24 protein-coding genes are annotated in these 19,251 nt (G+C 48.8%); 14 read left to right on the top strand and 10 right to left on the bottom strand.

Annotated features, from left to right (window positions below; translation table 11 throughout):
- Positions 1-21: 21 nt before the first annotated feature.
- The 5 genes from UCH007_RS00570 to UCH007_RS00590 form a co-directional block, all read right to left on the bottom strand.
- Positions 22-1,413: a cobyrinate a,c-diamide synthase gene (locus UCH007_RS00570; RefSeq protein WP_046960765.1), complete on the bottom strand. Its 1,392-nt coding sequence runs from the start codon at positions 1,411-1,413 to the stop codon at positions 22-24.
- 39 nt (positions 1,414-1,452) lie between these two features.
- A complete protein-coding gene (locus tag UCH007_RS00575; RefSeq protein WP_023651817.1) occupies positions 1,453-1,869 on the bottom strand; it encodes a secondary thiamine-phosphate synthase enzyme YjbQ in 417 nt (138 codons plus the stop codon).
- On the bottom strand, positions 1,862-2,233 hold the full coding sequence (locus UCH007_RS00580) for a response regulator (protein ID WP_012881486.1): 372 nt from the start codon (positions 2,231-2,233) through the stop codon (positions 1,862-1,864). Before UCH007_RS00580 ends, UCH007_RS00575 begins: the two co-directional genes overlap by 8 nt.
- A gap of 85 nt (positions 2,234-2,318) precedes the next feature.
- Positions 2,319-2,711, bottom strand: a complete 393-nt coding sequence (locus UCH007_RS00585) for a response regulator (RefSeq protein ID WP_012881487.1) — start codon at positions 2,709-2,711, stop codon at positions 2,319-2,321.
- Positions 2,712-2,853: 142 nt separating this feature from the next.
- Entirely contained in the window at positions 2,854-3,426 is a 573-nt protein-coding gene (locus tag UCH007_RS00590; RefSeq protein WP_023651818.1) for a rhomboid family intramembrane serine protease, read from the bottom strand.
- 106 nt (positions 3,427-3,532) lie between these two features.
- On the opposite strand from UCH007_RS00590, the gene UCH007_RS00595 reads away from it, so the two are divergent.
- On the top strand, positions 3,533-4,492 hold the full coding sequence (locus UCH007_RS00595; RefSeq protein WP_046960766.1) for an ornithine cyclodeaminase family protein: 960 nt from the start codon (positions 3,533-3,535) through the stop codon (positions 4,490-4,492).
- 3 nt (positions 4,493-4,495) lie between these two features.
- On the opposite strand, the gene UCH007_RS00600 is transcribed toward UCH007_RS00595, so the two are convergent.
- Together UCH007_RS00600 and UCH007_RS00605 are read right to left on the bottom strand one after the other, a co-directional pair.
- Positions 4,496-4,708, bottom strand: a complete 213-nt coding sequence (locus tag UCH007_RS00600; protein WP_023651820.1) for a hypothetical protein — start codon at positions 4,706-4,708, stop codon at positions 4,496-4,498.
- Between the two features lie 85 nt (positions 4,709-4,793).
- Positions 4,794-5,213, bottom strand: coding sequence for a type II secretion system protein (locus UCH007_RS00605; RefSeq protein WP_023651821.1), 420 nt, complete (start codon positions 5,211-5,213; stop codon positions 4,794-4,796).
- A gap of 134 nt (positions 5,214-5,347) precedes the next feature.
- Between UCH007_RS00605 and UCH007_RS00610 the strand changes: the two genes are divergently transcribed.
- The 9 genes from UCH007_RS00610 to UCH007_RS00650 all read left to right on the top strand — a co-directional run bounded on the left by UCH007_RS00610 (position 5,348) and on the right by UCH007_RS00650 (position 12,961).
- The gene (locus UCH007_RS00610; RefSeq protein ID WP_034377037.1) at positions 5,348-6,040 is read left to right on the top strand and encodes a response regulator transcription factor; all 693 of its coding nucleotides are present in this window, start codon (positions 5,348-5,350) and stop codon (positions 6,038-6,040) included.
- A gap of 1 nt (position 6,041) precedes the next feature.
- On the top strand, positions 6,042-7,787 hold the full coding sequence (locus UCH007_RS00615) for an ATP-binding protein (RefSeq protein ID WP_046960767.1): 1,746 nt from the start codon (positions 6,042-6,044) through the stop codon (positions 7,785-7,787).
- A gap of 211 nt (positions 7,788-7,998) precedes the next feature.
- A complete protein-coding gene (locus UCH007_RS00620) occupies positions 7,999-8,433 on the top strand; it encodes a methylglyoxal synthase (RefSeq protein ID WP_012881494.1) in 435 nt (144 codons plus the stop codon).
- Positions 8,434-8,475: 42 nt separating this feature from the next.
- Positions 8,476-9,333, top strand: coding sequence for a phosphate ABC transporter substrate-binding protein (locus UCH007_RS00625; RefSeq protein ID WP_023651824.1), 858 nt, complete (start codon positions 8,476-8,478; stop codon positions 9,331-9,333).
- A 72-nt stretch (positions 9,334-9,405) separates the two neighbouring features.
- Positions 9,406-10,266, top strand: coding sequence for a phosphate ABC transporter permease subunit PstC (gene pstC / locus UCH007_RS00630; protein ID WP_023651825.1), 861 nt, complete (start codon positions 9,406-9,408; stop codon positions 10,264-10,266).
- Positions 10,259-11,110 carry a phosphate ABC transporter permease PstA gene (gene pstA, locus UCH007_RS00635; RefSeq protein ID WP_046960768.1) on the top strand — a complete coding sequence of 284 codons (852 nt, stop codon included), beginning with the start codon at positions 10,259-10,261 and terminating at the stop codon, positions 11,108-11,110. Before pstC ends, pstA begins: the two co-directional genes overlap by 8 nt.
- Positions 11,111-11,866, top strand: a complete 756-nt coding sequence (gene pstB, locus UCH007_RS00640) for a phosphate ABC transporter ATP-binding protein PstB (protein ID WP_046960769.1) — start codon at positions 11,111-11,113, stop codon at positions 11,864-11,866.
- An 11-nt stretch (positions 11,867-11,877) separates the two neighbouring features.
- Positions 11,878-12,543 (top strand): phosphate signaling complex protein PhoU, encoded by a 666-nt coding sequence (gene phoU, locus UCH007_RS00645; RefSeq protein WP_023651828.1) that lies wholly within the window; start codon positions 11,878-11,880, stop codon positions 12,541-12,543.
- Position 12,544: 1 nt separating this feature from the next.
- Positions 12,545-12,961, top strand: a complete 417-nt coding sequence (locus UCH007_RS00650; protein ID WP_023651829.1) for an arsenate-mycothiol transferase ArsC — start codon at positions 12,545-12,547, stop codon at positions 12,959-12,961.
- A gap of 50 nt (positions 12,962-13,011) precedes the next feature.
- On the opposite strand, the gene UCH007_RS00655 is transcribed toward UCH007_RS00650, so the two are convergent.
- Positions 13,012-13,563, bottom strand: coding sequence for a GNAT family N-acetyltransferase (locus tag UCH007_RS00655; RefSeq protein ID WP_023651830.1), 552 nt, complete (start codon positions 13,561-13,563; stop codon positions 13,012-13,014).
- A 314-nt stretch (positions 13,564-13,877) separates the two neighbouring features.
- Between UCH007_RS00655 and UCH007_RS00660 the strand changes: the two genes are divergently transcribed.
- Genes UCH007_RS00660 through UCH007_RS00675 form a run of 4 tightly spaced genes read left to right on the top strand, consistent with a single transcriptional unit; the run spans position 13,878 to position 17,852 of the window.
- Complete coding sequence (locus tag UCH007_RS00660; protein WP_010935950.1) at positions 13,878-14,345, top strand: complex I 24 kDa subunit family protein; 468 nt, start codon at positions 13,878-13,880, stop codon at positions 14,343-14,345.
- Position 14,346: 1 nt separating this feature from the next.
- Positions 14,347-15,600: a complex I 51 kDa subunit family protein gene (locus tag UCH007_RS00665; RefSeq protein WP_012881503.1), complete on the top strand. Its 1,254-nt coding sequence runs from the start codon at positions 14,347-14,349 to the stop codon at positions 15,598-15,600.
- Entirely contained in the window at positions 15,588-17,309 is a 1,722-nt protein-coding gene (locus tag UCH007_RS00670) for an NADH-dependent [FeFe] hydrogenase, group A6 (RefSeq protein WP_023651831.1), read from the top strand. Before UCH007_RS00665 ends, UCH007_RS00670 begins: the two co-directional genes overlap by 13 nt.
- Before the next feature lie 39 nt (positions 17,310-17,348).
- On the top strand, positions 17,349-17,852 hold the full coding sequence (locus UCH007_RS00675) for a hypothetical protein (protein WP_023651832.1): 504 nt from the start codon (positions 17,349-17,351) through the stop codon (positions 17,850-17,852).
- Positions 17,853-18,027: 175 nt separating this feature from the next.
- On the opposite strand, the gene UCH007_RS00680 is transcribed toward UCH007_RS00675, so the two are convergent.
- Together UCH007_RS00680 and UCH007_RS00685 are read right to left on the bottom strand one after the other, a co-directional pair.
- A complete protein-coding gene (locus tag UCH007_RS00680; protein ID WP_023651834.1) occupies positions 18,028-18,861 on the bottom strand; it encodes an alpha/beta hydrolase in 834 nt (277 codons plus the stop codon).
- A gap of 6 nt (positions 18,862-18,867) precedes the next feature.
- Positions 18,868-19,128: a DUF5661 family protein gene (locus UCH007_RS00685; RefSeq protein WP_012881507.1), complete on the bottom strand. Its 261-nt coding sequence runs from the start codon at positions 19,126-19,128 to the stop codon at positions 18,868-18,870.
- Between the last annotated feature and the right edge of the window lie 123 nt (positions 19,129-19,251).

The following is a 19,251-nucleotide window of genomic DNA, read 5'->3' on the forward strand; positions in this document are numbered from 1 at the left end:
TTCAAAAGAATAGTAAAAGAGCTAAATTGTACAGAATTTTTTGGAAACGCGTATGAAATGCCTTGCCAGATTTGGATTTGTGCCGAAATGCAGGTGCAGGTAACTGGCAAGTACATTAGTACTGTTCCCTATAATAAAGCCTTCGCTTTGACCAACAAATTCGGCTGGCTCCAGCAGGGTGTAGGCGGGTTTGGTCTGAGGGGAAGGTAATTTTGACCAATGGAAGATATGACCGCGGAGTTCGGTGCCCTTGGCAGAAAGGATATTATCGTTCTGTACTGCTGCTCTGGTATATGCCAGACGATGGAGTTTCTTTTGCATAACGGATATGCCGGGAAGCAGCCCCAGCATCAAGTATTTTGTGCCGTCAAAGTCCTCTATTGCTTCGGATAAATACATAAGCCCGCCGCATTCGGCGTAAATGGGCATGCCGCTCTCTGCTGCTTTGGTCAGGGCGGTCTTCATGAGTTGATTGGTACTTAGTTCAGCGGCCATTATTTCCGGAAAGCCGCCCCCTATATATATGCCGCCGATATTTTCAGGCAGGCAGGTATCATGTAATGGGCTGAAATAACAAAGTTCCGCCCCCCAGTCTGACAGCATATCCAGATTGGCTTGATAATAGAAGCTGAATGCTTCATCTTTGGCTACAGCTATGCGGGTAACCGGGCAGGCAGGGGTTTTGGGGAAGATGTGCGGACAGGGTTTTTCAGGCAGGGGCGGGGCATTTTGGGCAATTTCCCAAATGCGGTCAATATCTATAGTACTTTCAATATGGGTAGCCAGGTTCTGGATAAAGGTTTCCAGTTCACCGCCTTCAGAGGTAGTCTTCAACCCCAGGTGGCGTTCCGGTATAACCAGGTCTTTATTGCGAAGCAGATAGCCTATTACCGGGGTAGAGGCATATTTTTCAATTGCGTTCCGGCAGATTTCATAGTGGCGCATACTGCCTGCCTGGTTGAGTATCACGCCGGCAATATTTATACGGGGGTCCAGATTTTTGTAGCCTAGAACTATGGCCGCGGCACTTTCAGCCATATGCGAGATATTGACAAGCAGTATGACAGGGGACGAAAGCAGTCTGGCAATCTCGGCGGTAGAGCCTCCGGGGCGTTCCCCGCTGTATCCGTCATAAAGCCCCATTACGCCTTCCACCAAAGCTATCTCTCTGTTTTTCAGGCCGTGGAAAAACACTTCCGCCAAGGCATCTTTGTCCAGCATCCACGAATCAAGATTATGGCAGGGGTTATGCGAAGCCAAAGTAAGGTATCCGGGGTCTATATAATCAGGGCCGCACTTGTAGGCGGCTACTTTATGTCCGCGTTTGGTAAGGGCGGCGGTAATGCCGCTGCTTATAGTGGTTTTGCCGCTGCTGGAGGATACTCCGGCTATAACGATGCGTGGGAAATTCATATTGCAGAGTATATCACTCGGAGTTTATTTGCGTAAAGCTCACTTTTCTTTGAGGATTTTTATATTCACAGTGCGTTTGCGCGGACCATCAAACTCCGCGAGGTAAATACCCTGCCAAGTCCCCAGCAGCGGCCTTCCTGCTTCTATAATAAGGTTCAGGCTGTTTCCTGTCAGGCTGGTTTTTACATGGGCGGCCGAGTTGCCTTCCGCATGAAGAAAATGGGTGACAGAAGGGACTATCCGTTCAAGCTGGGCTTTGATATCGGTAATAACGTCAGGATCGGCATTTTCATTTATGGTTAATCCGGCAGTGGTGTGGGGGACAAATATATGGCACAGGCCGGAGGTAACGCCGCTTTGGCTTATAACCAGACTAATCTGACTTGTAATATCTATAAATTCGGTTTGGCTGCGGCTTAGTATTTCAAGACAGTACAGGGGTGTGGCATCAGTCATGCTTGATAAATTCACTTACCTTGTTTCGCAGCTCCTGCGGATTAAATGGTTTGGTAATATAGCCGTCAGCACCCAGTTGCTGGCTGAGTTTCTTGTTCAGTTCATAACCCACTCCAGTCAGCATAATAATGGGAGTGGAGCTGGTCTGTTTATCCCCTTTGAGCATGCAGCAGGCTGCCAGCCCGTCCAGCTTGGGCATCATGATATCCATGAGTATCAGGTCAAAGTTCTGCTCGCGTGATTCTTTTACGGCTTCCTCGCCGTTTTTAGCCTGAACTATCTGATAGTTTTTGTCCAGTATACTGCAAACCAGCTGCCGGATATGCTCTTCGTCATCAGCCACCAGTATCTTTATTTTGGACATCACTGCCTCCCTAGGATACTTCAGATAATAATGAATAATAGTATATCATTAGGGGTAAAAAAATAGATAGAGTTCTTAAAAAACCTTAGTTACAGTTCTCAAGTTTTCCCAGCGTTTCGGTGATTATCTTCTTGAGATCGCTCGGGGTGAAGGGTTTGGGTAAAAAAGGCTGACCGGCGGCATCCAGAAAACCCTGGGTGGTTTCGTCCATCAGGTCACCGGTAGTGAATATAATCCGTTTGGCAATATCAGGATAGTGGTTCAGTGCGTATGCGTACAGGTTTTTACCGTTCATGATAGGGGTGCGTATATCTACCAGGCAAAGATCAAAAGTTTCCTGCTGAATAAGTGCCTGACCTATCTGGCCGTTTATGGCAATAGTTACTTCAAGCCCCATGCCTTCCAGAGTGCGCAGGCACACCTGACATATGGAGGGTTCGTCTTCAACTACCAGTACCCGGTATTTTTTGTCTGTCATAGAGTCCTGTTTTCGGTAGGAGAATTTGGGTTATTAGAATGGGTAATGAATTTATACTAATGGTATTGTATCACAGAGTTGACAGCTGTCAATAGAGGGGTACAGTAAAGTGTTAAAAAAGCAAAAAAGAAGTCAAAAATACTTAGAATCTAAATTTACCCTGCTTGATAAGGTAACCGCAGGCAGCTCCTACTAGTAACCCTCCCAAATGTCCCTGCCAGGCGACTGACGGCAGGAAGGACAGGATAATAAAACTGCCTATGACTGCAATCCACAAGGGGATGGGTACAGGCAGAGGGAAGACCATAACCTTGGAGTTCGGGCGGAGTACTGCCAGGGTTCCGCCAAGTGCAAAAACCGCCCCCGAAGCACCTATGACATATCCGAAAGAGCCTGCATTGAGGAGTATAAACAGCAAACTGCCCGCCAGGCCGCCCCCGAAGAATATTATCAGCCAACTGCGCTGGTTTATCATCTGGAGCAGGGCGTTGCCGAAGAAATACAGGGTAATCATATTGGCAAAGAGATGCCAAAGGTCTGCATGAACAAACAAACTGGTTATAATGGTCCACGGGTGGCTGATAGCTGTTGCCGGCTGAAGTGCCAGATAAGGCCCAATCTGGGGGGCAAAATTAACCCCGAAAAACACAATAACACAGGTGATTATTACAAGGAGTATTATATCCGGCTGGTTACGGTAGCTGGTATATCTCATACAGCGTAATTCTGACAGTTTTATCCAAGGTGTGTCAAATTTTTATTGACAGCCGGATTTGAGCGGCACTAAAGTCTTATAAGAAAGGTATTAAAGAGGTGAAATCATGCCCACTCTTATTCTTTCGCGCAAAGATATTTCCGGATTGATTTCCATGCCGCCGGTTATACAGGCTGTGGAGCAAGCATTCAGGGATTGGGCAACGGGATTAGGTGATATGCCCTCTAAGGTTTATTTGACGCTACCTAAAGGGGACTTCAGGGCTATGCCGGCCTCTCTGCCGGGTGCCGCCGGAATAAAGTGGGTAAATGTTCATCCGGGGAACAAGGCTTTGCAGATGCCTACTGTAATGGGACTTGTGATTTACTCTGACCCGGATACCGGTTATCCCTTGGCGGTTATGGACGGCACGGATATTACCGCTTACCGTACCGGGGCGGCTGCCGCCATAGCCTCAAAGTATCTAGCCAGAGCTGATTCTGCCACGCTGGGGATTGTGGGTGCGGGCAGACAGGCTGTTACCCAAATAATGGCTCACCAGGTGCTTTTTAATCTGAAAGAAATACGGGTATATGACATATTTCCCGATTCGGTTCTAAGGTTGAATAAGTATTTTCCTGAGCTAAATATAAGGCAGGCCAGCCTTGCTGAGGCTGCTGCTTCGGATATTATTTGTACTCTTACTACCTCAAACAAGCCAGTGTTACTCTTAAAAGACCTTAAACCCGGCTGTCATATCAATGCGGTCGGGGCGGATGCTCCCGGCAAACAGGAACTTGATTCCCGTATTCTCCGTCAGGCGGTAGTGGTGGTAGATGATATGGAGCAGGCAATTCATGCCGGCGAGCTGAATGTGCCGGTTCGGACAGGGATTTTCAGTAAGGAAATGGTGAAGGCCAACCTGGGACAGATAATACAGGGTAAAAAAAGCGGACGCGGCTCAGCCAGTGATATAACGGTGTTTGATTCTACCGGGGTGGCTATTGAAGATATTGCGGTAGCCAAAATGCTGTATCAGATGGCAAGCGAACTCGGAACCTTCCGTAGCCTTGGGCTGGTGGATTAGGTTTCAGGATTTCGGTTTTTTAGAGGGCATTTCTTTGGGGGCTTTGAGGTTTACTTCTTCGGCTGAGAAGGGGGAGTAGCCCTGAATGACTTCATCTTCAGTGGTTATCTCCAGTTTACCCCCGCATTGGGCGCAACTTTGATGACGGGCATTTAAAAGTGCCCATCCGTGATAATGCCCTCCGCACTTGGTACATCTTGCCTCTGGTATCTGCATGCTATTATATTACCATTAAGGTAGATATAACCTGTCAACTACTTTTTAGTTACTATTTTAGGGGGAAAACAATTTTTAGCAGTTTCTACTGCCATGCCCCGTTTACGAAAGTAAGACCTTCCCAGTCACTGCCTTCGGGCATCTCGGCACTCACTATCAGTCCCTTTTCGTTCAAAGTATATATACCGATTACTTCGCCCATAATAAAACTGTAAACCGGTAAATCAGTGGAGGGTGAGCCGTAGGTTACGTTTGAGGTATGGCCAGGACCTACCGTTCCGCCATCATTCAGTGTATTCGTTTCCACATCTACCATAGCGGACAGGACAGCCAGACGGACATTCGCCAGTTCGGTATTGGCTGACTCTACCTTGCCTTCGTGCATAAATTTGATTACATTTGGGATTATTACTCCTGCCAGTGCTCCCAGTATGGCCACAACTACCAGTATTTCAATCAGTGTAAAACCGTTTTCGCGCTTGAAAATGGTTGCCGGTATTTTCATAAATTTCCCCCTGCGGCTGCACTTGTGCACATTTATATATCCAATAGTACTAAAATATGGTAAAAGGTTGCAATACCCCCGGGTATTTACCCTCCTGTCTTGCCGAAAATACCCTCCGGCTTTATACTTTAGCCATGCCTGAGCATAAAATACTGGTAGTTGAAGATGACGCCACTCTGAGGGAGCTTTTGTGTTATAACCTTGCCAAGGAGGGGTATACGTTGGAATGTGCCGAAGACGGGCTGAAGGCACTGGGTATTTACCGCCTGTTTAAGCCGTCATTGGTTATACTGGATGTGATGTTGCCGGGTATAGACGGCTTTGAACTTTGCCGTCTTATCCGTACGGAGAGCAGTGTTCCCATACTTATGCTGACCGCTCGTTCAAGCGAGTCTGATAAGGTAAACGGGCTGGAAGCCGGGGCGGATGATTATCTGTCCAAACCCTTTGGCATGAGGGAATTGCTGGCCAGAATGAAGGCTCTTCTTCGCCGCAGCCAGACGCAAAACTCCCAAACAGAGACAACAGGCGGGCTGAAAATAGGTGATTTGGAGATATTTATTGAACGCCATCTGGTCATGCGGAACGGGGTGGCTCTGGATTTTTCGCCTAAAGAATTTGATCTGTTTAGTTTTATGGTGCAGAACCGCTGCCGGGTTTTCAGCCGTGAACAGCTGCTGGAAAAGGTCTGGGGTTACGATTATCCCGGAGGAACCCGCACTGTAGATGTGCATATAAGCTGGCTTCGCCAGAAGATAGAGGCCGACCCCTCCAGTCCCCGTCATCTTATAACGGTGCGGGGAACTGGTTACAAGTTTGAGGAGTGATATGACCAGAAGCCTTAAATGGCGTTTGATAACCCTGTTCTGCCTGCTTATTGCCGGTTGCGTGGGTATACTCAGCATATTTCTTTCCAATCACCTGGAAGATTCGTATATGGACAATCTTCAGTCACGCCTGATACAGGAGGTTACTCTGTTTTCGCGGGTAGTGCCCGAACATATTACCGAAAGTGCTGACAGTTTTGATGCCTATATAAAGAAGCTTGGGGCTTCGCTGGACATACGGCTGACGGTGATTGCCCCTGACGGACAGGTGCTTGCAGATTCACTTCAGTCTCCCTCCGAAATGGAAAACCACTCTACCAGAGTTGAGTTTATTGATGCCCTGAAAGATGGTATCGGTATAGACATGCATCAGTCTGCCAGCTTGGGTTACGAAATGCTGTATGTGGCTGCGTCTGTTAAAGACGGGACAGGTGTGCTGGCGGTAGTGAGGGTGGCTTTGCCGGTGGAAGAAGTGTACGCCGCCGTAGGGGATGTAGACCGGACTATTTTGCTGGGTGCGGTGGTAAGCATACTGGCGGCCGGACTTTTGGCGGTTTGGGTAGCGGCTAATATCAGCCGCCCGGTTAAAGAACTGACAGCAATTTCCCGGCGTATTGCCCAGGGGCAGATTGATACCATTCAGATAGATGTAAGCGGCAAAGGCGAAATGGAAGAATTGGCACACGCCTTCCGCCTGATGACAGAGCGCCTGCGTGACAGTATTAAAGCAGTCAGTTCGGAGCGTGACCGCCTTTCGGCGGTGCTGCAGCGGATGGGTGACGGCATATTCCTGCTGGACCGTGAGGGGGTAATAAGTCTTTTAAACCCCGCCTCCGAGAGGATATTTAAGCTGGAAGCAGAAGGGATAATAGGGCATAGCTTTGTGGAAGCGATACGTGACCATGAAATCCACTCTGTTTTTGAGCATGCCAGATCCTCGGGTAAACAGGAGATGGGCTTTGTCGAGCTTGCCGCCGGCAGGCGTTTTCTGGGCATTATTGCCACTCCGCTGGTCAGCCAGTCAGGTTATCTGGTGCTGGTGCAGGACCTTTCAGAGCTTCGTCGGCTGGAAAAGGTAAGGAGGGATTTTGTAGCCAATATTTCCCATGAATTGCGCACCCCTATCAGCTCTTTGAAACTGTTGACCGAAACTTTGCAGGAAGGTGCGGCGTCTGACCCAGCGGTTGCGGCCGGGTTTATTGATAAAATTCACCTTGAGGTAGATAAATTGGCTCAGCTGGTTACCGAATTGAGTGACCTTTCAGCTATAGAGAGCGGGCAGGCGGTTTTACGCCTTCAGCCGGGAGATATTTCAACCGCAATCAAGCTTGCGGCGGAAAGGCTTAGGCCTCAGGCTGAACGGGCAGGTATAAGCCTTGGGGTAGAACTGCCCGAAACTCTGCCGCAAGTAAAACTGGATGAAAACCGGGTTGAACAGGTGTTGGTCAATCTGGTGCATAATGCTATCAAGTTTACCCCTAAAGGCGGCAGGATAAAGATTGGGGCCCGCACCCAAGGGCAAACACTGGTAATCTATGTATCTGACAGCGGTATAGGTATACCCGAAGAGGACCTTACCCGGGTGTTTGAGCGTTTTTACAAAGTAGACAAAGCCCGTTCCAGCGGGGGTACAGGTTTGGGTTTGGCTATTTCCAAGCATATAGTGCAAGCGCATGGCGGGACTATTTGGGCAGAGAGTGTTTATGGCAAAGGGGCTACATTCAGCTTCAGTTTACCCCTGACCTGAGTAATTCTAAATGCAGTTAGTGGATAAGCCGGTTTGAAAAACCGGTTTTTTTATTTTCCGGGAAGCCCGGAGCTCAGGCTTTTATCTTACGGGTTACTTTAAAATTTTTACACAACCTTAACATGTTCTTTATACAGCCTTAATCTTGTGGCTTTAAACTAGTAGTGTGAATAAGGAAAGAGGAAAAGAAACAAGAAAGGAGGTGAATATAATGGAAAGAATAACTTTAGCTCTGGTAGCCCATGATAACAAGAAGCAGGAAATGGTTGAACTGGTAAAAAAGCATGAGACGGATCTGGGAAGCCTTAATCTGGTAGCCACCCGCACCACCGGTAAGCTTATTCAGGCCAGCACCAGTTTGAATGTAAATCTGCTGCAAAGCGGCCCTCTGGGAGGTGACCAGCAGATTGGTGCTATGGTAGCCAGCGGGGTAGTAACCGCTATCATATTCCTTCGTGACCCCCTGACCGCCCAGCCCCATGAACCTGATATTTCCGCCCTGATGCGAGTGTGTGATGTACACAATGTACCCTTGGCTACCAACATATCTACTGCTGAAGCCGTGCTGCACCTTATATTCGAGCATCCGGAGGAACTTAAGGAGCATAGGCTGAAGAGCCAGCTTTTAAATAGTCTGAACAGCTGATATACAGGCTTTGCAAAGAAATAAAGAGAAAAGGAGGAAAAAGTGAACAAGATAGTAAATAAGAAAAAAATTATGCTGCCTGCGACTGCCGTAATGCTGCTGGCATTGGGCATGGCAGGGTGCAGCAATGATACAGATAATACAGATAACCCGGACAATACTTCCGCTCTCTCAGGAACTATCAACGAGGCCGGTTCTACTACTGTTCAGCCTCTGGCTGAAAAATTGGCAGCCGCTTTCAAAGTTCTGTACCCGAATGTTAATGTGGTAATAGGCGGCGGCGGTTCATCAGTTGGGGTTAAATCTGTAACCGAGGGGACTGTAGATATCGGGGCGGCTTCGCGTGACCTGAAAGACACCGAAACAGGCCTGACTAAACATCTGCTGGCCAAAGACGGTATTGCCATAGTGGTTCACCCTGATAATACCGCGGTAAATAACCTGACTATAGACCAGGTGCGGGATATCTTTGCCGGCGTAATAACCAACTGGAGCCAGGTGGGCGGCCCGGACAAGACAATCCATGTAATGGCCCGTGAAGAGGGTTCCGGCACCAGAACCGCCTTTGAGGAACTGGTCATGGGTGCTGATGTGCGGATTGTAGCCAATGCAGTCCTCCAGAACTCCAACGGCGCTCTCAAGACTGCCATTTCCGGTGACAAAGATGCCATCGGCTTTATCTCCTTCGGCTATATAGATTCAAATGTAAAAGCCCTGAGCATAAACGGTATAGCTGCTACCTCCGAGAATGGTAAAAACGGTACTTATCCCATTATCCGCCCGCTCTACTTCCTGACCAAAGGCACTCCCAGCGAACTGGTACAGGCCTTCCTGGACTACTGTATGAGCGATGCAGTCCAGCAGATAATAACTGAAGAAGGTTACTTATCTGTAAACTAAGCCCGGGTCGGGTAAATCAGACCATCTTAATGGGCAGAGACCGACACTCTCTGCCCGGACTGGTTTAGAAAAATGTTGCCCAGATATCTTACTGATAAATTAGCCAAATACGGGGTTTTTATTACTGCTCTTGTTTCCATACTGGTACTGCTGGCTATTGCAGTATTTATTATAAAAGGCGGTTTGCCATTATTCGGCGAAGTAAACCCGCTGGATTTCCTGTTCGGGGAGAGCTGGAGCCCCACCTATGGCGAATACGGCATACTATCCATGATAGTGGGCTCTCTGCTGGTTACTCTTGGCGCTATGCTGATTGCAGTGCCGCTGGGTATTGCCTGTGCTATTTTGCTGGCAGAGGTTGCCCCCCAAAGGGTGCGTAATCTGCTTCGTCCGGCAGTTGAGCTGCTGGTGGGTATTCCCTCTGTGGTTTACGGTTTGGTAGGCATAATGGTAATTGTACCGGCTGTAAGAAGCCTGGGAGGGACAGGTTATTCCATACTGGCGGCAGTGCTGGTACTCTCAATTATGGTTTTACCAACTATTATCAGCATCTCCGAAGATAGTCTGCGGGCTGTACCCCGCACCTATCGGGAAGGGTCTCTGGCACTGGGTGCCAGCCATTGGCAGACTATCTGGCATGTGCTGCTGCCGGCCGCCCGTTCCGGGGTAGGGGCAAGCATAGTGCTGGGCATGGGGCGGGCTATCGGTGAGACTATGGCTATGATTATGGTTATAGGGAATGCGGTTATTATTCCCTCTTCCCCTCTTGACCCCGCCAGAACACTCACAGGTAATATTGCGGTAGAGATAAACTATGCGGCAGGTCTGCATGAAAATGCCCTTTTTGCCACCGGTTTGGTGCTTCTCATCTTGATACTTATACTAAACAGTCTGGCTACTTTGGCGTTGAAGCGGGGTGAACAACATGCTTAGATTTACTTCCCGCAGTACCCAGAAAGTGGCTTTTGCGCTGTTGTGGACAGCAGGTATTATCACTCTGCTGGTTCTGCTGCTTATCATAGGTTATATAATTATCAGGGGATTGCCCGGTTTCTCCTGGGATTTTCTGTTTACCCCGCCGGCTGGCGGTCTGGCAGGAGAGGGAGGTATTTCCTCTACAATTGTGACTACTCTTTATCTGGTCGGGCTGACCCTGCTGATACTGGTACCGGTGGGTATCGGGGCGGCTATATACCTGGTGGAATATGCACCAGACAACCGCCTGACCCGTTTTATACGTTACGGAGTTCAAACTCTGGCGGGTGTGCCTTCTATCCTGTTTGGTTTGTTCGGGTTTGCCCTGTTTGTTACTGTTTTGCATTTCCGTTTTTCCATACTTTCGGGCGCGCTTACACTGGCATGCCTTCTGCTTCCTGTGCTTATCACTGCTACGGAAGAAGCGTTGAAGACAGTTCCCCGTTCTTACCGGGCAGGGGCAATGGCTTTGGGGGCTACCAAGTGGCAGGCGGTGACTCACGTGATACTGCCGGCGGCTTTGCCGGGTATTGCAACCGGGATAATTTTATGTGCCGGGCGGGCACTGGGTGAAACCGCCTGTTTGTATGTTACTATGGGAGGGAGCGCTGCCATGCCGGATTCACTCCTTTCAGGCGGGCGCTCACTGGCACTGCATGTCTTTTATCTGGCTACCGAAACTAATGCCATAGATAAAGCCATGGCGACAGCCGCAGTTTTAATAGTGATTATTGTGGGATTAAATGCCTTGACCAATTTCATTTCCCGGCGTTTCCAGAAACGCATAAGCGGAGGAGTTTAAATGGAACCTAAAATCAAAATCCGCGGTGTAAATTTCTTTTACCACCAGCACCAGGTACTTAAAAATATAAATATGGGTTTCCCTGACCGCCAGATAACCGCCATTATCGGCCCTTCGGGATGCGGCAAAAGTACCCTTTTACGTGCTCTTAACCGGATGAATGACCTGGTCAGCGGAGCCAGGCTGGAGGGTGAGATATTGCTGGATAATGAAAATGTTTATTCCCCCAGCCTGGACGTGGTCAATCTCCGCAAACGGGTTGGTATGGTCTTTCAGCAGCCCAATCCCTTTCCAAAGAGCATTTTTGACAATGTGGCTTTCGGTCCGCGCATGCTGGGTACTACTGCCCAGTCACGTCTGGATGAGATAGTGGAAAAAAGCCTGCGGCAGGCGGCACTTTGGGATGAGGTCAAGGATAATTTGCACAAATCCGGTCTGGCACTTTCCGGCGGGCAGCAGCAAAGGCTGTGTATTGCCAGAGTGCTGGCGGTAGAGCCGGAAGTTATCCTGATGGATGAACCCTGTTCCGCACTTGACCCTGTGAGCACTATGAGAATTGAAGAATTGATGCAGGAACTGAAACAGAACTATACTATCGCTATCGTAACCCACAATATGCAGCAGGCAGCCCGTGCCTCAGACTGGACAGGGTTTCTGCTGACGGGTGACCTGGTTGAATACGGGCGTACCGGTGAGATTTTTTCCCGACCCAAAGACAAGCGCACTGAAGATTATATTACCGGCCGGTTCGGTTAAAGGAGGATATCATGCCGCGAATGGGATTTGACCGTCACCTTAGGGAACTTGAAAATGACTTGCTCCTGTTGGGAAGCATGGTAGGCAAGGCTATTGACCGCTCTATGCAGGCTATGAAAGAGCGGGATTTGGAACTGGCCAAACAGGTTATAGAAGAAGACAAATATATTAACCAAAAACGTTTTGAGATAGAAGAAAAAAGCATAGAGCTTATGGCTACCCAGCAGCCGATGGCCCGTGACCTGCGGATAATCGTAGCTGTGCTTAACATAATAGTTGACCTTGAACGTATTGGCGACCATGCCGAAGGTAATGCCAAAATAGCCCTTATGCTGGGTGAAGAGCCTCCTCTTAAACCGCTTATTGACCTGCCCCGTATGTCTCTGAAAACAGAGGAAATGCTCAACCGGGCACTGGGGGCTTTTGTCAGGCGTGACTCTGCTGAAGCTCTGCGGGTAATAGACGAAGATGATGAAGTAGACGGCCTGTATAATCAGGTTTTTCGGGAGCTTCTGGTCTTTATGGCTGAAGACCCCCATACTATCTCACGTGCAACCCGTCTTATCTGGGCGGCCCATAATCTGGAAAGAAGTGCGGATAGGGTTACCAATATTTGTGAAAGGGTGCTCTTTGTGATTACCGGTAAATCTGAAGAGTTTGGTTCATCAAAGTACTGATATGAAAGACAAAAACCAGGTCTTGTTTGTATGTTTGCATAATGCCGGCCGTTCTCAGGCAGCCGAGGCTATTTTTAATCATCTGGCCGGGGACAAAGCTCTGGCACTTTCCGCCGGGACAGAACCTTCTTTAGCTCTTAATGCGAAGGTAGTGAAAGTGCTGAAAGAGGGCGGCATAAATACAGATGGTCTCAAACCTAAACTGCTTAATCCGGGTATGCTGGATAGTGCCAGCCGGGTTATCAGTATGGGGTGTGATGTTACTCTGTCCTGCCCGGGGCATCTGTACGGCAAGGAAGATTGGGGCATAACCGATCCGCGGGGTAAAAATCTGGCGGAAGTTCGCCTGATAGTGGAAAGTATCCGCCAAAAGGTGGAAAAACTGCTGGATGAGCTTGGTATAAAATACGGGGTATAAAGTTGGGGGATTTACGGGGTAAAAGCCGCATCTTCCGAATGCCAAGCGGTTTATTTTGACAGCAGATAATCGTTGCGAAGCATCCCGCAGTATTCCACATCTTCAAAAACGCCGTTTTTCAGCAGATGCTTGGGGAAACTGCCTTCGTGTTTTAGCCCGGCTTTGGCCATTACCCGGCCGGAAGCAGGGTTTCTTTTAAAATAGTAGGCATACAAGCGGTGCAGATTCAAGTCCAGAAAAGCGTAATCAACTAAAGCCTTCAGTGTCTCGGTAGCATAACCTTTGTTCCAGTAGGGTTTGCCAATCCAGTAACCCAGCTCGGAACGCTGGTGGGGAAAGCAAAATATCAGCCCGCAGGCACCCAGCAGTGTTCCGCTACCCTTTTCGGTTATGGCAAAGTGCTGTTCAGTATCGGTGACCAGTTTTTCTGCATGGCCGGATATCCACTTTTCAGCCATTTCCGGCAGGTAGGGGTGGGGAATATTAAGGGTAGTATCGGCTATCAGGGCATCTCCTGCCAGTCCGGCAACTGTAGCCGCATCTGCCAGGCTGAAAGGCCGCAGTACAAGACGGGGTGTTTCCAGTACAGTTTTATATAACATGCCGTTACCGTTCCGAAATATTTTTTACATTATATCAGGGTTAAGCCTGTTAGGGGATAGCCAAGCCTTGCATTATATGGTAGTATATATAAAGTACTAGTACCTTTCTTTACCCAATACGGCAATAGCGTATACATTCAGTAACTTACCCACGAATGGAATACGGTGCTTAATGGCAAACATTTGCCTATTGTTTTATTAGTTTATAGCTATAAATATTATTATAATCCACTAATTTGATATTGTTTGCCGTTATATGCTAGTATGTACAGGTCTTTTACGCCCCCTATTAAAATAACCGGAGTTACTTCAATATGGAAAGTATCTGGAAAGAAAAAGTAGACGGCGTCATTACCCAGAGCGGAAGCTCTCGGCTCTCCCTCCTTCCATGTTTGGAAGCGGTTCAGGAAGAGTGTGGCTACATACCCCACGAAGCTGTAAATTATTTGAGGGAATGCTTAAGCATTCCCTCAATTGATATTTACGGCATGATTACCTTTTACAGCCTGCTCTCCACTAACCAAAAGGGAAAGTACGTTATCCGCCTGTGTAATTCGCTACCCTGTTACCTGAACGGTACGGAAAACATTCTGGATACCCTGGTGGACAACCTGGGTATAGAACCGGGCCAAACCACTCTGGATCAACGTTTTACCCTGGAGCTGGTACCCTGTCTGGGATTATGTGACCAGTCACCGGCTATGGTAATTAACGGGGTGGTTTACGGTAAGCTGACTGCTCAGTTGGTAACCGAAGTCCTGGACGAATTGAGGACTTACTAAGATGAAAGACGTGAAGATTATTACCCGTCATCTGAACACTGCCAATTCAGCTGATATTGATGTATATCTGGCTGACGGCGGTTACCAGGCCCTTAAGAAAGCTTTATCTATGACCCCGGAGGAAGTGATTGCCGAGGTCAAACGCTCAAAGCTGGTGGGCAGGGGGGGAGCGGCCTTTCCTACCGGGCTCAAATGGGAGCTTACCCGCAAGGAAAAGGCCAACCCGAAATATATTGTCTGTAATGCCAGCGAGGGCGAACCGGGCACTTTTAAGGACCGGCTGATACTTAAAAATGACCCCCATATGGTACTGGAAGGTTTTATTATTGCCGCTTATGCGGTGGGCACTTCCCAGGGCTTTATTCACGCCCGTGAGGTTTATACCGAAGAGATAGAGCTTTTCCAGAAAGCCATAGACCAGGCAACCGAACGCGGTTTTCTGGGGCAGAATATCATGGGGAGCAATTTCTCGCTGGATATTCAGTTTTACAAGAGTGCCGGTGCTTATATCTGCGGTGAGGAAACAGCCCTTTTTGAGTCCCTTGAAGGGCACAGAGGTATTCCCGCCGCCCGCCCGCCGTATCCGGTACAGGTGGGGCTTATGGATAAACCCACTACGGTTAACAACGTAGAAACTCTCTGTAATGTTCCTGCCATTATAAATAACGGGGCGGACTGGTTCGCTTCAATAGGCCATCCGGACTATCCCGGTACCAAGCTTTTCTGCCTTTCCGGCAACGTGAAAGAGCCGGGTGTTTTTGAAATGCCGCTGGGAACCAATCTGAAGGACTTGCTTGAGGCCGGGGGGGGCGTAGACGGCAAGTTCAAGGCGGTTTTACCGGGCGGCATATCTTCCAGCCTGCTGACCGAAACTGATATCAGTCTGGATTTCAAGACGCTGGCCAAGGCCGGTACTATGCTTGGGTCAGGCGCGGTTATTGTTATAAACTCCGACACCAGTATGGTCAATGTAGCCTCCAACGTAGCCCACTTCTTTGACGAAGAGGGTTGCGGCAAGTGCTCTATCTGCCGCGAAGGTACTCGCCGGGCGGCTGAAATCCTGAGCCGCTTTTCCCGCGGGCAGGGTAACCGCAATGAACTGGAGTGGCTGCTGGAACTGCATGAGGTAATGAAAGATACTGCTTCCTGCGGTCTTGGGCAGGTGGCCCTGAATGTGGCTGCCAGTGCTATCCGTAACTTCAAGGGTGAATTCTTGGCGCAGGTGCGTAAGGAGGAAGGCGTATGGTTACGCTAAATATTGACAACAAGCAGATAAGCGTACCTGAAGGTACGACTATTATGCAGGCCGCCAAACAGGCCAATATCAATATTCCCCACCTGTGTTATTTCGAAGGCCTGAAAAGTTACAGCGGTTGCCGGGTATGTGTGGTGGAGATTGAGGGTGAACCCCGTTTGGCTACATCCTGCTCACGCAAGGTAGCCGAAGGGATGAAGGTTAATACCCATTCTGCCAGAGTCCGCCGCGCCCGCCGCACTATACTTGAAATTTTGCTGGCCAATCACCCACAGGACTGTTTTAATTGTGAACGCAACCAGAACTGTGATTTGTTGCGGCTGGCGTTTGAATGCGGAGTTAAAAAGCTGCGCTTTGAAGAAAGCGAAAAGCGGGTACTGCCTATAGACAGTACCAGCCCCAGCATTATCCGTGATCCCAATAAATGTATTGCCTGCGGACGGTGTGTCCGCGTCTGCCACGATATACAAACAGTAAATGCCATAGGTTTTATAAATAAAGGTCCGGATACCATGGTGGCAACCTCTATGGATAGGGGTATGGGCAATGTTGCCTGTGCCAACTGCGGCCAGTGTATACTGGTCTGCCCGGTGGGTGCTATCAAGGAACGCTCGGCGGTGGATGCTGTCTGGGCGGCCATAGCAGACCCGACCAAACACGTGGTTGTTCAGGAAGCCCCTTCGGTCAGGGTTTCTCTGGGTGAAGAGCTGGGCTTGCCGGCAGGTACGCTGGTTGCCAAAAAGATGTATGCCGCTTTAAGGCGTCTGGGTTTTGACGCCGTATTTGATACCAACTTTACCGCTGACCTGACCATTATGGAAGAGGGTTCGGAACTGGTGGAACGGGTTAAGGATGGTGGGGTGCTTCCCCAGATAACCTCCTGCTGCCCCGGCTGGGTCAAGTTTATGGAACACTATTATCCTGAGCTTGCGCCCAACGTTTCCTCCGCCAAGTCCCCCCAGCAAATGTTCGGGGCGGTCTGCAAGACCTATTATGCTGAAAAGGCCGGTATAGACCCCAAAACTATTATTAATGTTTCGGTTATGCCCTGTACGGCCAAGAAGTTTGAGTGCCAGCGTCCCGAAATGAATGATAGCGGTTTTAAAGACGTGGATTATGTCTTAACTACCCGCGAGCTGGCCCGCATGATAAAAGAGGCCGGTCTGGACTTTGCTTCGCTGGAAGAAGAGCCTGCCGAAGACCTGCTGGGTCTTTACACCGGTGCGGCCACTATCTTCGGAGCTACCGGCGGTGTTATGGAGGCGGCTATCCGCAGTGCCTATACGCTGATAACCGGACGTGAACTGGAAAATCTGGACATAGAGCCGGTGCGCGGTCTGGAAGGCATAAAGACAGCCAGTGTTAATATTGACGGGTTAGAGGTTAAAGTGGCGGTGGCTCACGGGCTGGGAAATGCCCGGCACTTGCTGGAAGAGATAAAAGAGGGTACTTCACCGTATCACTTTATAGAAATTATGGCTTGCCCCGGTGGTTGTGTCGGCGGCGGAGGCCAGCCCATACGCTTTGATTCCAGCTTGAAGAAAAAGCGCGGCGAAGCCCTTTACGAAGAGGATAGAAATATGCCCAAGCGGTGTTCCCATCACAACACCTCCGTAGAGAAGATATATGCCGATTATCTGGAAAAACCGCTTGGCAAGCGTTCTCACAAATTGTTGCATACCGAATATACAAGTCGCCCGGTGGTTTAAGGGCAAATAATAAAACAATACGCGGGAGGAACAAAACATATGTTCAATGTCCAGAGTATTAGCCTTAGGAAAGAGCTTGTTATTGCCTTTTTGGTTATGCTGGGGCTGGCTACCGCTGCTCCGCTGCTAGGCAACCAGTATCTGACCGGTTCACTGGTAAACGCCGTTTTGTTTATCAGCGCTGTTACACTAGGCTGGAAAAATGCAGTAGCTATTGGTCTTATTTCCAGCAGTATCGCTTTGGCTACCGGTCTTTTACCCGTAGTTATGGCTCCCATGGTGCCCTTTATCATGGCGGCTAATGCTCTGCTGGTTGCAGCTTTTAGTACGCTTCGCGGCAAGAGTTTCTGGCTGGGTGCCGGAGTGGCTGCGGTTTTGAAGTTTGCTTTCCTTTGGGCTACTTCCAGCCTTGTTCTGAACCTCTTTATAGAACAGAATGTAGCTGACAAGATTGCCGGAATGATGGGTTTGACCCAGCTCCTCACCGCCCTGATGGGTGCGGTTATTGCTTATGGTGCTCTGCGTCTGGGCAAGAAGATATAGTTTTTTAGTAAACCCTGTAGTAAACGTTAAGGGGGGCTTCAAAGCCCCCCTTTTTATTTGGATAAATTTCAGATACTCCGGTTCAGAGGAACTCTTTAACAATATCTGGGCAAATTGCCTCTAATAAAAAACGCCTGCTGACATATGTCAGACAGGCGTCAATTACCAAAGAACCTTAAATATGGTTTTCAAGCCAGAAGAAAAGGTCATTCCAGACCTGGGGGCAGTCAGGCTCATTAAATACCTCGTGATACATACCGGGGTAGGTTATCAGGGTTTTATCCTTGGAACTTATCCGTTGCACCAATTCACGGCTGCCGTTTATATTTACCAGATGGTCTTCTTCGCCGTGAATAACCAGACTGGGCAGGCTGATTTTCTTCAGAAAATCGGGCAAATCCTGACAAATGCGCAGAAATTCGGCTGCCATGTGGGCACTCATACGGTGGTGCAGTACCAGCGGGTCTTCATTGTACGCTTTGACTATATTTTTATTGTGGCTGATAGTGGAAGCGTCAATTTTGCGTACGCCAAGCATCGGGGCTATTTTGGACAGGGGTTTAACAATCTGATTTAAAATACCCGGCATGCCGGTATACGGTTTGAGGGCTATGCTGGAAAAAATAAGGCCGCTGGCGTCATACTGGTGCTTGCTGGCATAAGCCGCGGTAACCAGGCCGCCCATGCTGTGGCCGAAAATGAATATTTTAGAAGTAGGATGTTTAGCCTGCACCATGCTGAAAGCGCTGATGAGGTCATAAATATATACATCGTAACTGGATACATAACCGGCCTTGCCGTCTGTTTTGCCGTGTCCGAAATGATCATAAGCATAAACGGCATAACTTCGGTCTGCCAGATAATGGGCCAGCTCGCTGTAACGGCCGGAGTGTTCACCCAAACCGTGAACTACCAGCACAATGGCTTTGGGACTGCCGTTTGGCAGTAAGGCTTGATAGTAACAATTGTAGTCCTGACAGCCTTTGAAATGCCCTTCGGTGAACCTCATCTTGTTTTAGTCTTCCACTCCTGCTTCAGCTTCCATTTCAGCCAGACGGGTATAGTAATCTTCTATTTCATTCAGGTGGGCCAGGGCTATTTTACCGGTCAGTACCGGGTCATCATTGGTGACGTTGGTGTGCGGGTCTCTGGTGCCGTGTTCCAACTCTACGTCCATGCCCATGCGGAACTGTTCTATGTTGTATTTGTTAAAGGTGATACCCAGTATTTTGGCTACTGCTTTAGCTTCGTCGGTTGAAAAACTTTTCTTAGACATTTTCAAGTTTCCTCCCCTGCATAATATTAAAGCTATTCTGAAGGTAAATTGAAAATATGTCAACCTGTTTCACCCCCCAAAATGGCAAAGGCTAAACGGGGTAGAAATAATTTATGACGGGCG

Source organism: Dehalococcoides sp. UCH007, from assembly GCF_001010485.1.
In the GTDB taxonomy this organism is placed as follows: Bacteria; Chloroflexota; Dehalococcoidia; order Dehalococcoidales; family Dehalococcoidaceae; genus Dehalococcoides; species Dehalococcoides mccartyi_A.

Bases quoted from the DNA above. Each gene is read 5' to 3' on its own strand.
- UCH007_RS00570 (WP_046960765.1), bottom strand. From the start codon at position 1,413: ATGAATTTCCCACGCATCGTTATAGCCGGAGTATCCTCCAGCAGCGGC.
- UCH007_RS00575 (WP_023651817.1), bottom strand. From the start codon at position 1,869: ATGACTGATGCCACACCCCTGTACTGTCTTGAAATACTAAGCCGCAGC.
- UCH007_RS00580 (WP_012881486.1), bottom strand. From the start codon at position 2,233: ATGTCCAAAATAAAGATACTGGTGGCTGATGACGAAGAGCATATCCGG.
- UCH007_RS00585 (WP_012881487.1), bottom strand. From the start codon at position 2,711: ATGACAGACAAAAAATACCGGGTACTGGTAGTTGAAGACGAACCCTCC.
- UCH007_RS00590 (WP_023651818.1), bottom strand. From the start codon at position 3,426: ATGAGATATACCAGCTACCGTAACCAGCCGGATATAATACTCCTTGTA.
- UCH007_RS00595 (WP_046960766.1), top strand. From the start codon at position 3,533: ATGCCCACTCTTATTCTTTCGCGCAAAGATATTTCCGGATTGATTTCC.
- UCH007_RS00600 (WP_023651820.1), bottom strand. From the start codon at position 4,708: ATGCAGATACCAGAGGCAAGATGTACCAAGTGCGGAGGGCATTATCAC.
- UCH007_RS00605 (WP_023651821.1), bottom strand. From the start codon at position 5,213: ATGAAAATACCGGCAACCATTTTCAAGCGCGAAAACGGTTTTACACTG.
- UCH007_RS00610 (WP_034377037.1), top strand. From the start codon at position 5,348: ATGCCTGAGCATAAAATACTGGTAGTTGAAGATGACGCCACTCTGAGG.
- UCH007_RS00615 (WP_046960767.1), top strand. From the start codon at position 6,042: ATGACCAGAAGCCTTAAATGGCGTTTGATAACCCTGTTCTGCCTGCTT.
- UCH007_RS00620 (WP_012881494.1), top strand. From the start codon at position 7,999: ATGGAAAGAATAACTTTAGCTCTGGTAGCCCATGATAACAAGAAGCAG.
- pstC (WP_023651825.1), top strand. From the start codon at position 9,406: ATGTTGCCCAGATATCTTACTGATAAATTAGCCAAATACGGGGTTTTT.
- pstA (WP_046960768.1), top strand. From the start codon at position 10,259: ATGCTTAGATTTACTTCCCGCAGTACCCAGAAAGTGGCTTTTGCGCTG.
- pstB (WP_046960769.1), top strand. From the start codon at position 11,111: ATGGAACCTAAAATCAAAATCCGCGGTGTAAATTTCTTTTACCACCAG.
- phoU (WP_023651828.1), top strand. From the start codon at position 11,878: ATGCCGCGAATGGGATTTGACCGTCACCTTAGGGAACTTGAAAATGAC.
- UCH007_RS00650 (WP_023651829.1), top strand. From the start codon at position 12,545: ATGAAAGACAAAAACCAGGTCTTGTTTGTATGTTTGCATAATGCCGGC.
- UCH007_RS00655 (WP_023651830.1), bottom strand. From the start codon at position 13,563: ATGTTATATAAAACTGTACTGGAAACACCCCGTCTTGTACTGCGGCCT.
- UCH007_RS00660 (WP_010935950.1), top strand. From the start codon at position 13,878: ATGGAAAGTATCTGGAAAGAAAAAGTAGACGGCGTCATTACCCAGAGC.
- UCH007_RS00665 (WP_012881503.1), top strand. From the start codon at position 14,347: ATGAAAGACGTGAAGATTATTACCCGTCATCTGAACACTGCCAATTCA.
- UCH007_RS00670 (WP_023651831.1), top strand. From the start codon at position 15,588: ATGGTTACGCTAAATATTGACAACAAGCAGATAAGCGTACCTGAAGGT.
- UCH007_RS00675 (WP_023651832.1), top strand. From the start codon at position 17,349: ATGTTCAATGTCCAGAGTATTAGCCTTAGGAAAGAGCTTGTTATTGCC.
- UCH007_RS00680 (WP_023651834.1), bottom strand. From the start codon at position 18,861: ATGAGGTTCACCGAAGGGCATTTCAAAGGCTGTCAGGACTACAATTGT.
- UCH007_RS00685 (WP_012881507.1), bottom strand. From the start codon at position 19,128: ATGTCTAAGAAAAGTTTTTCAACCGACGAAGCTAAAGCAGTAGCCAAA.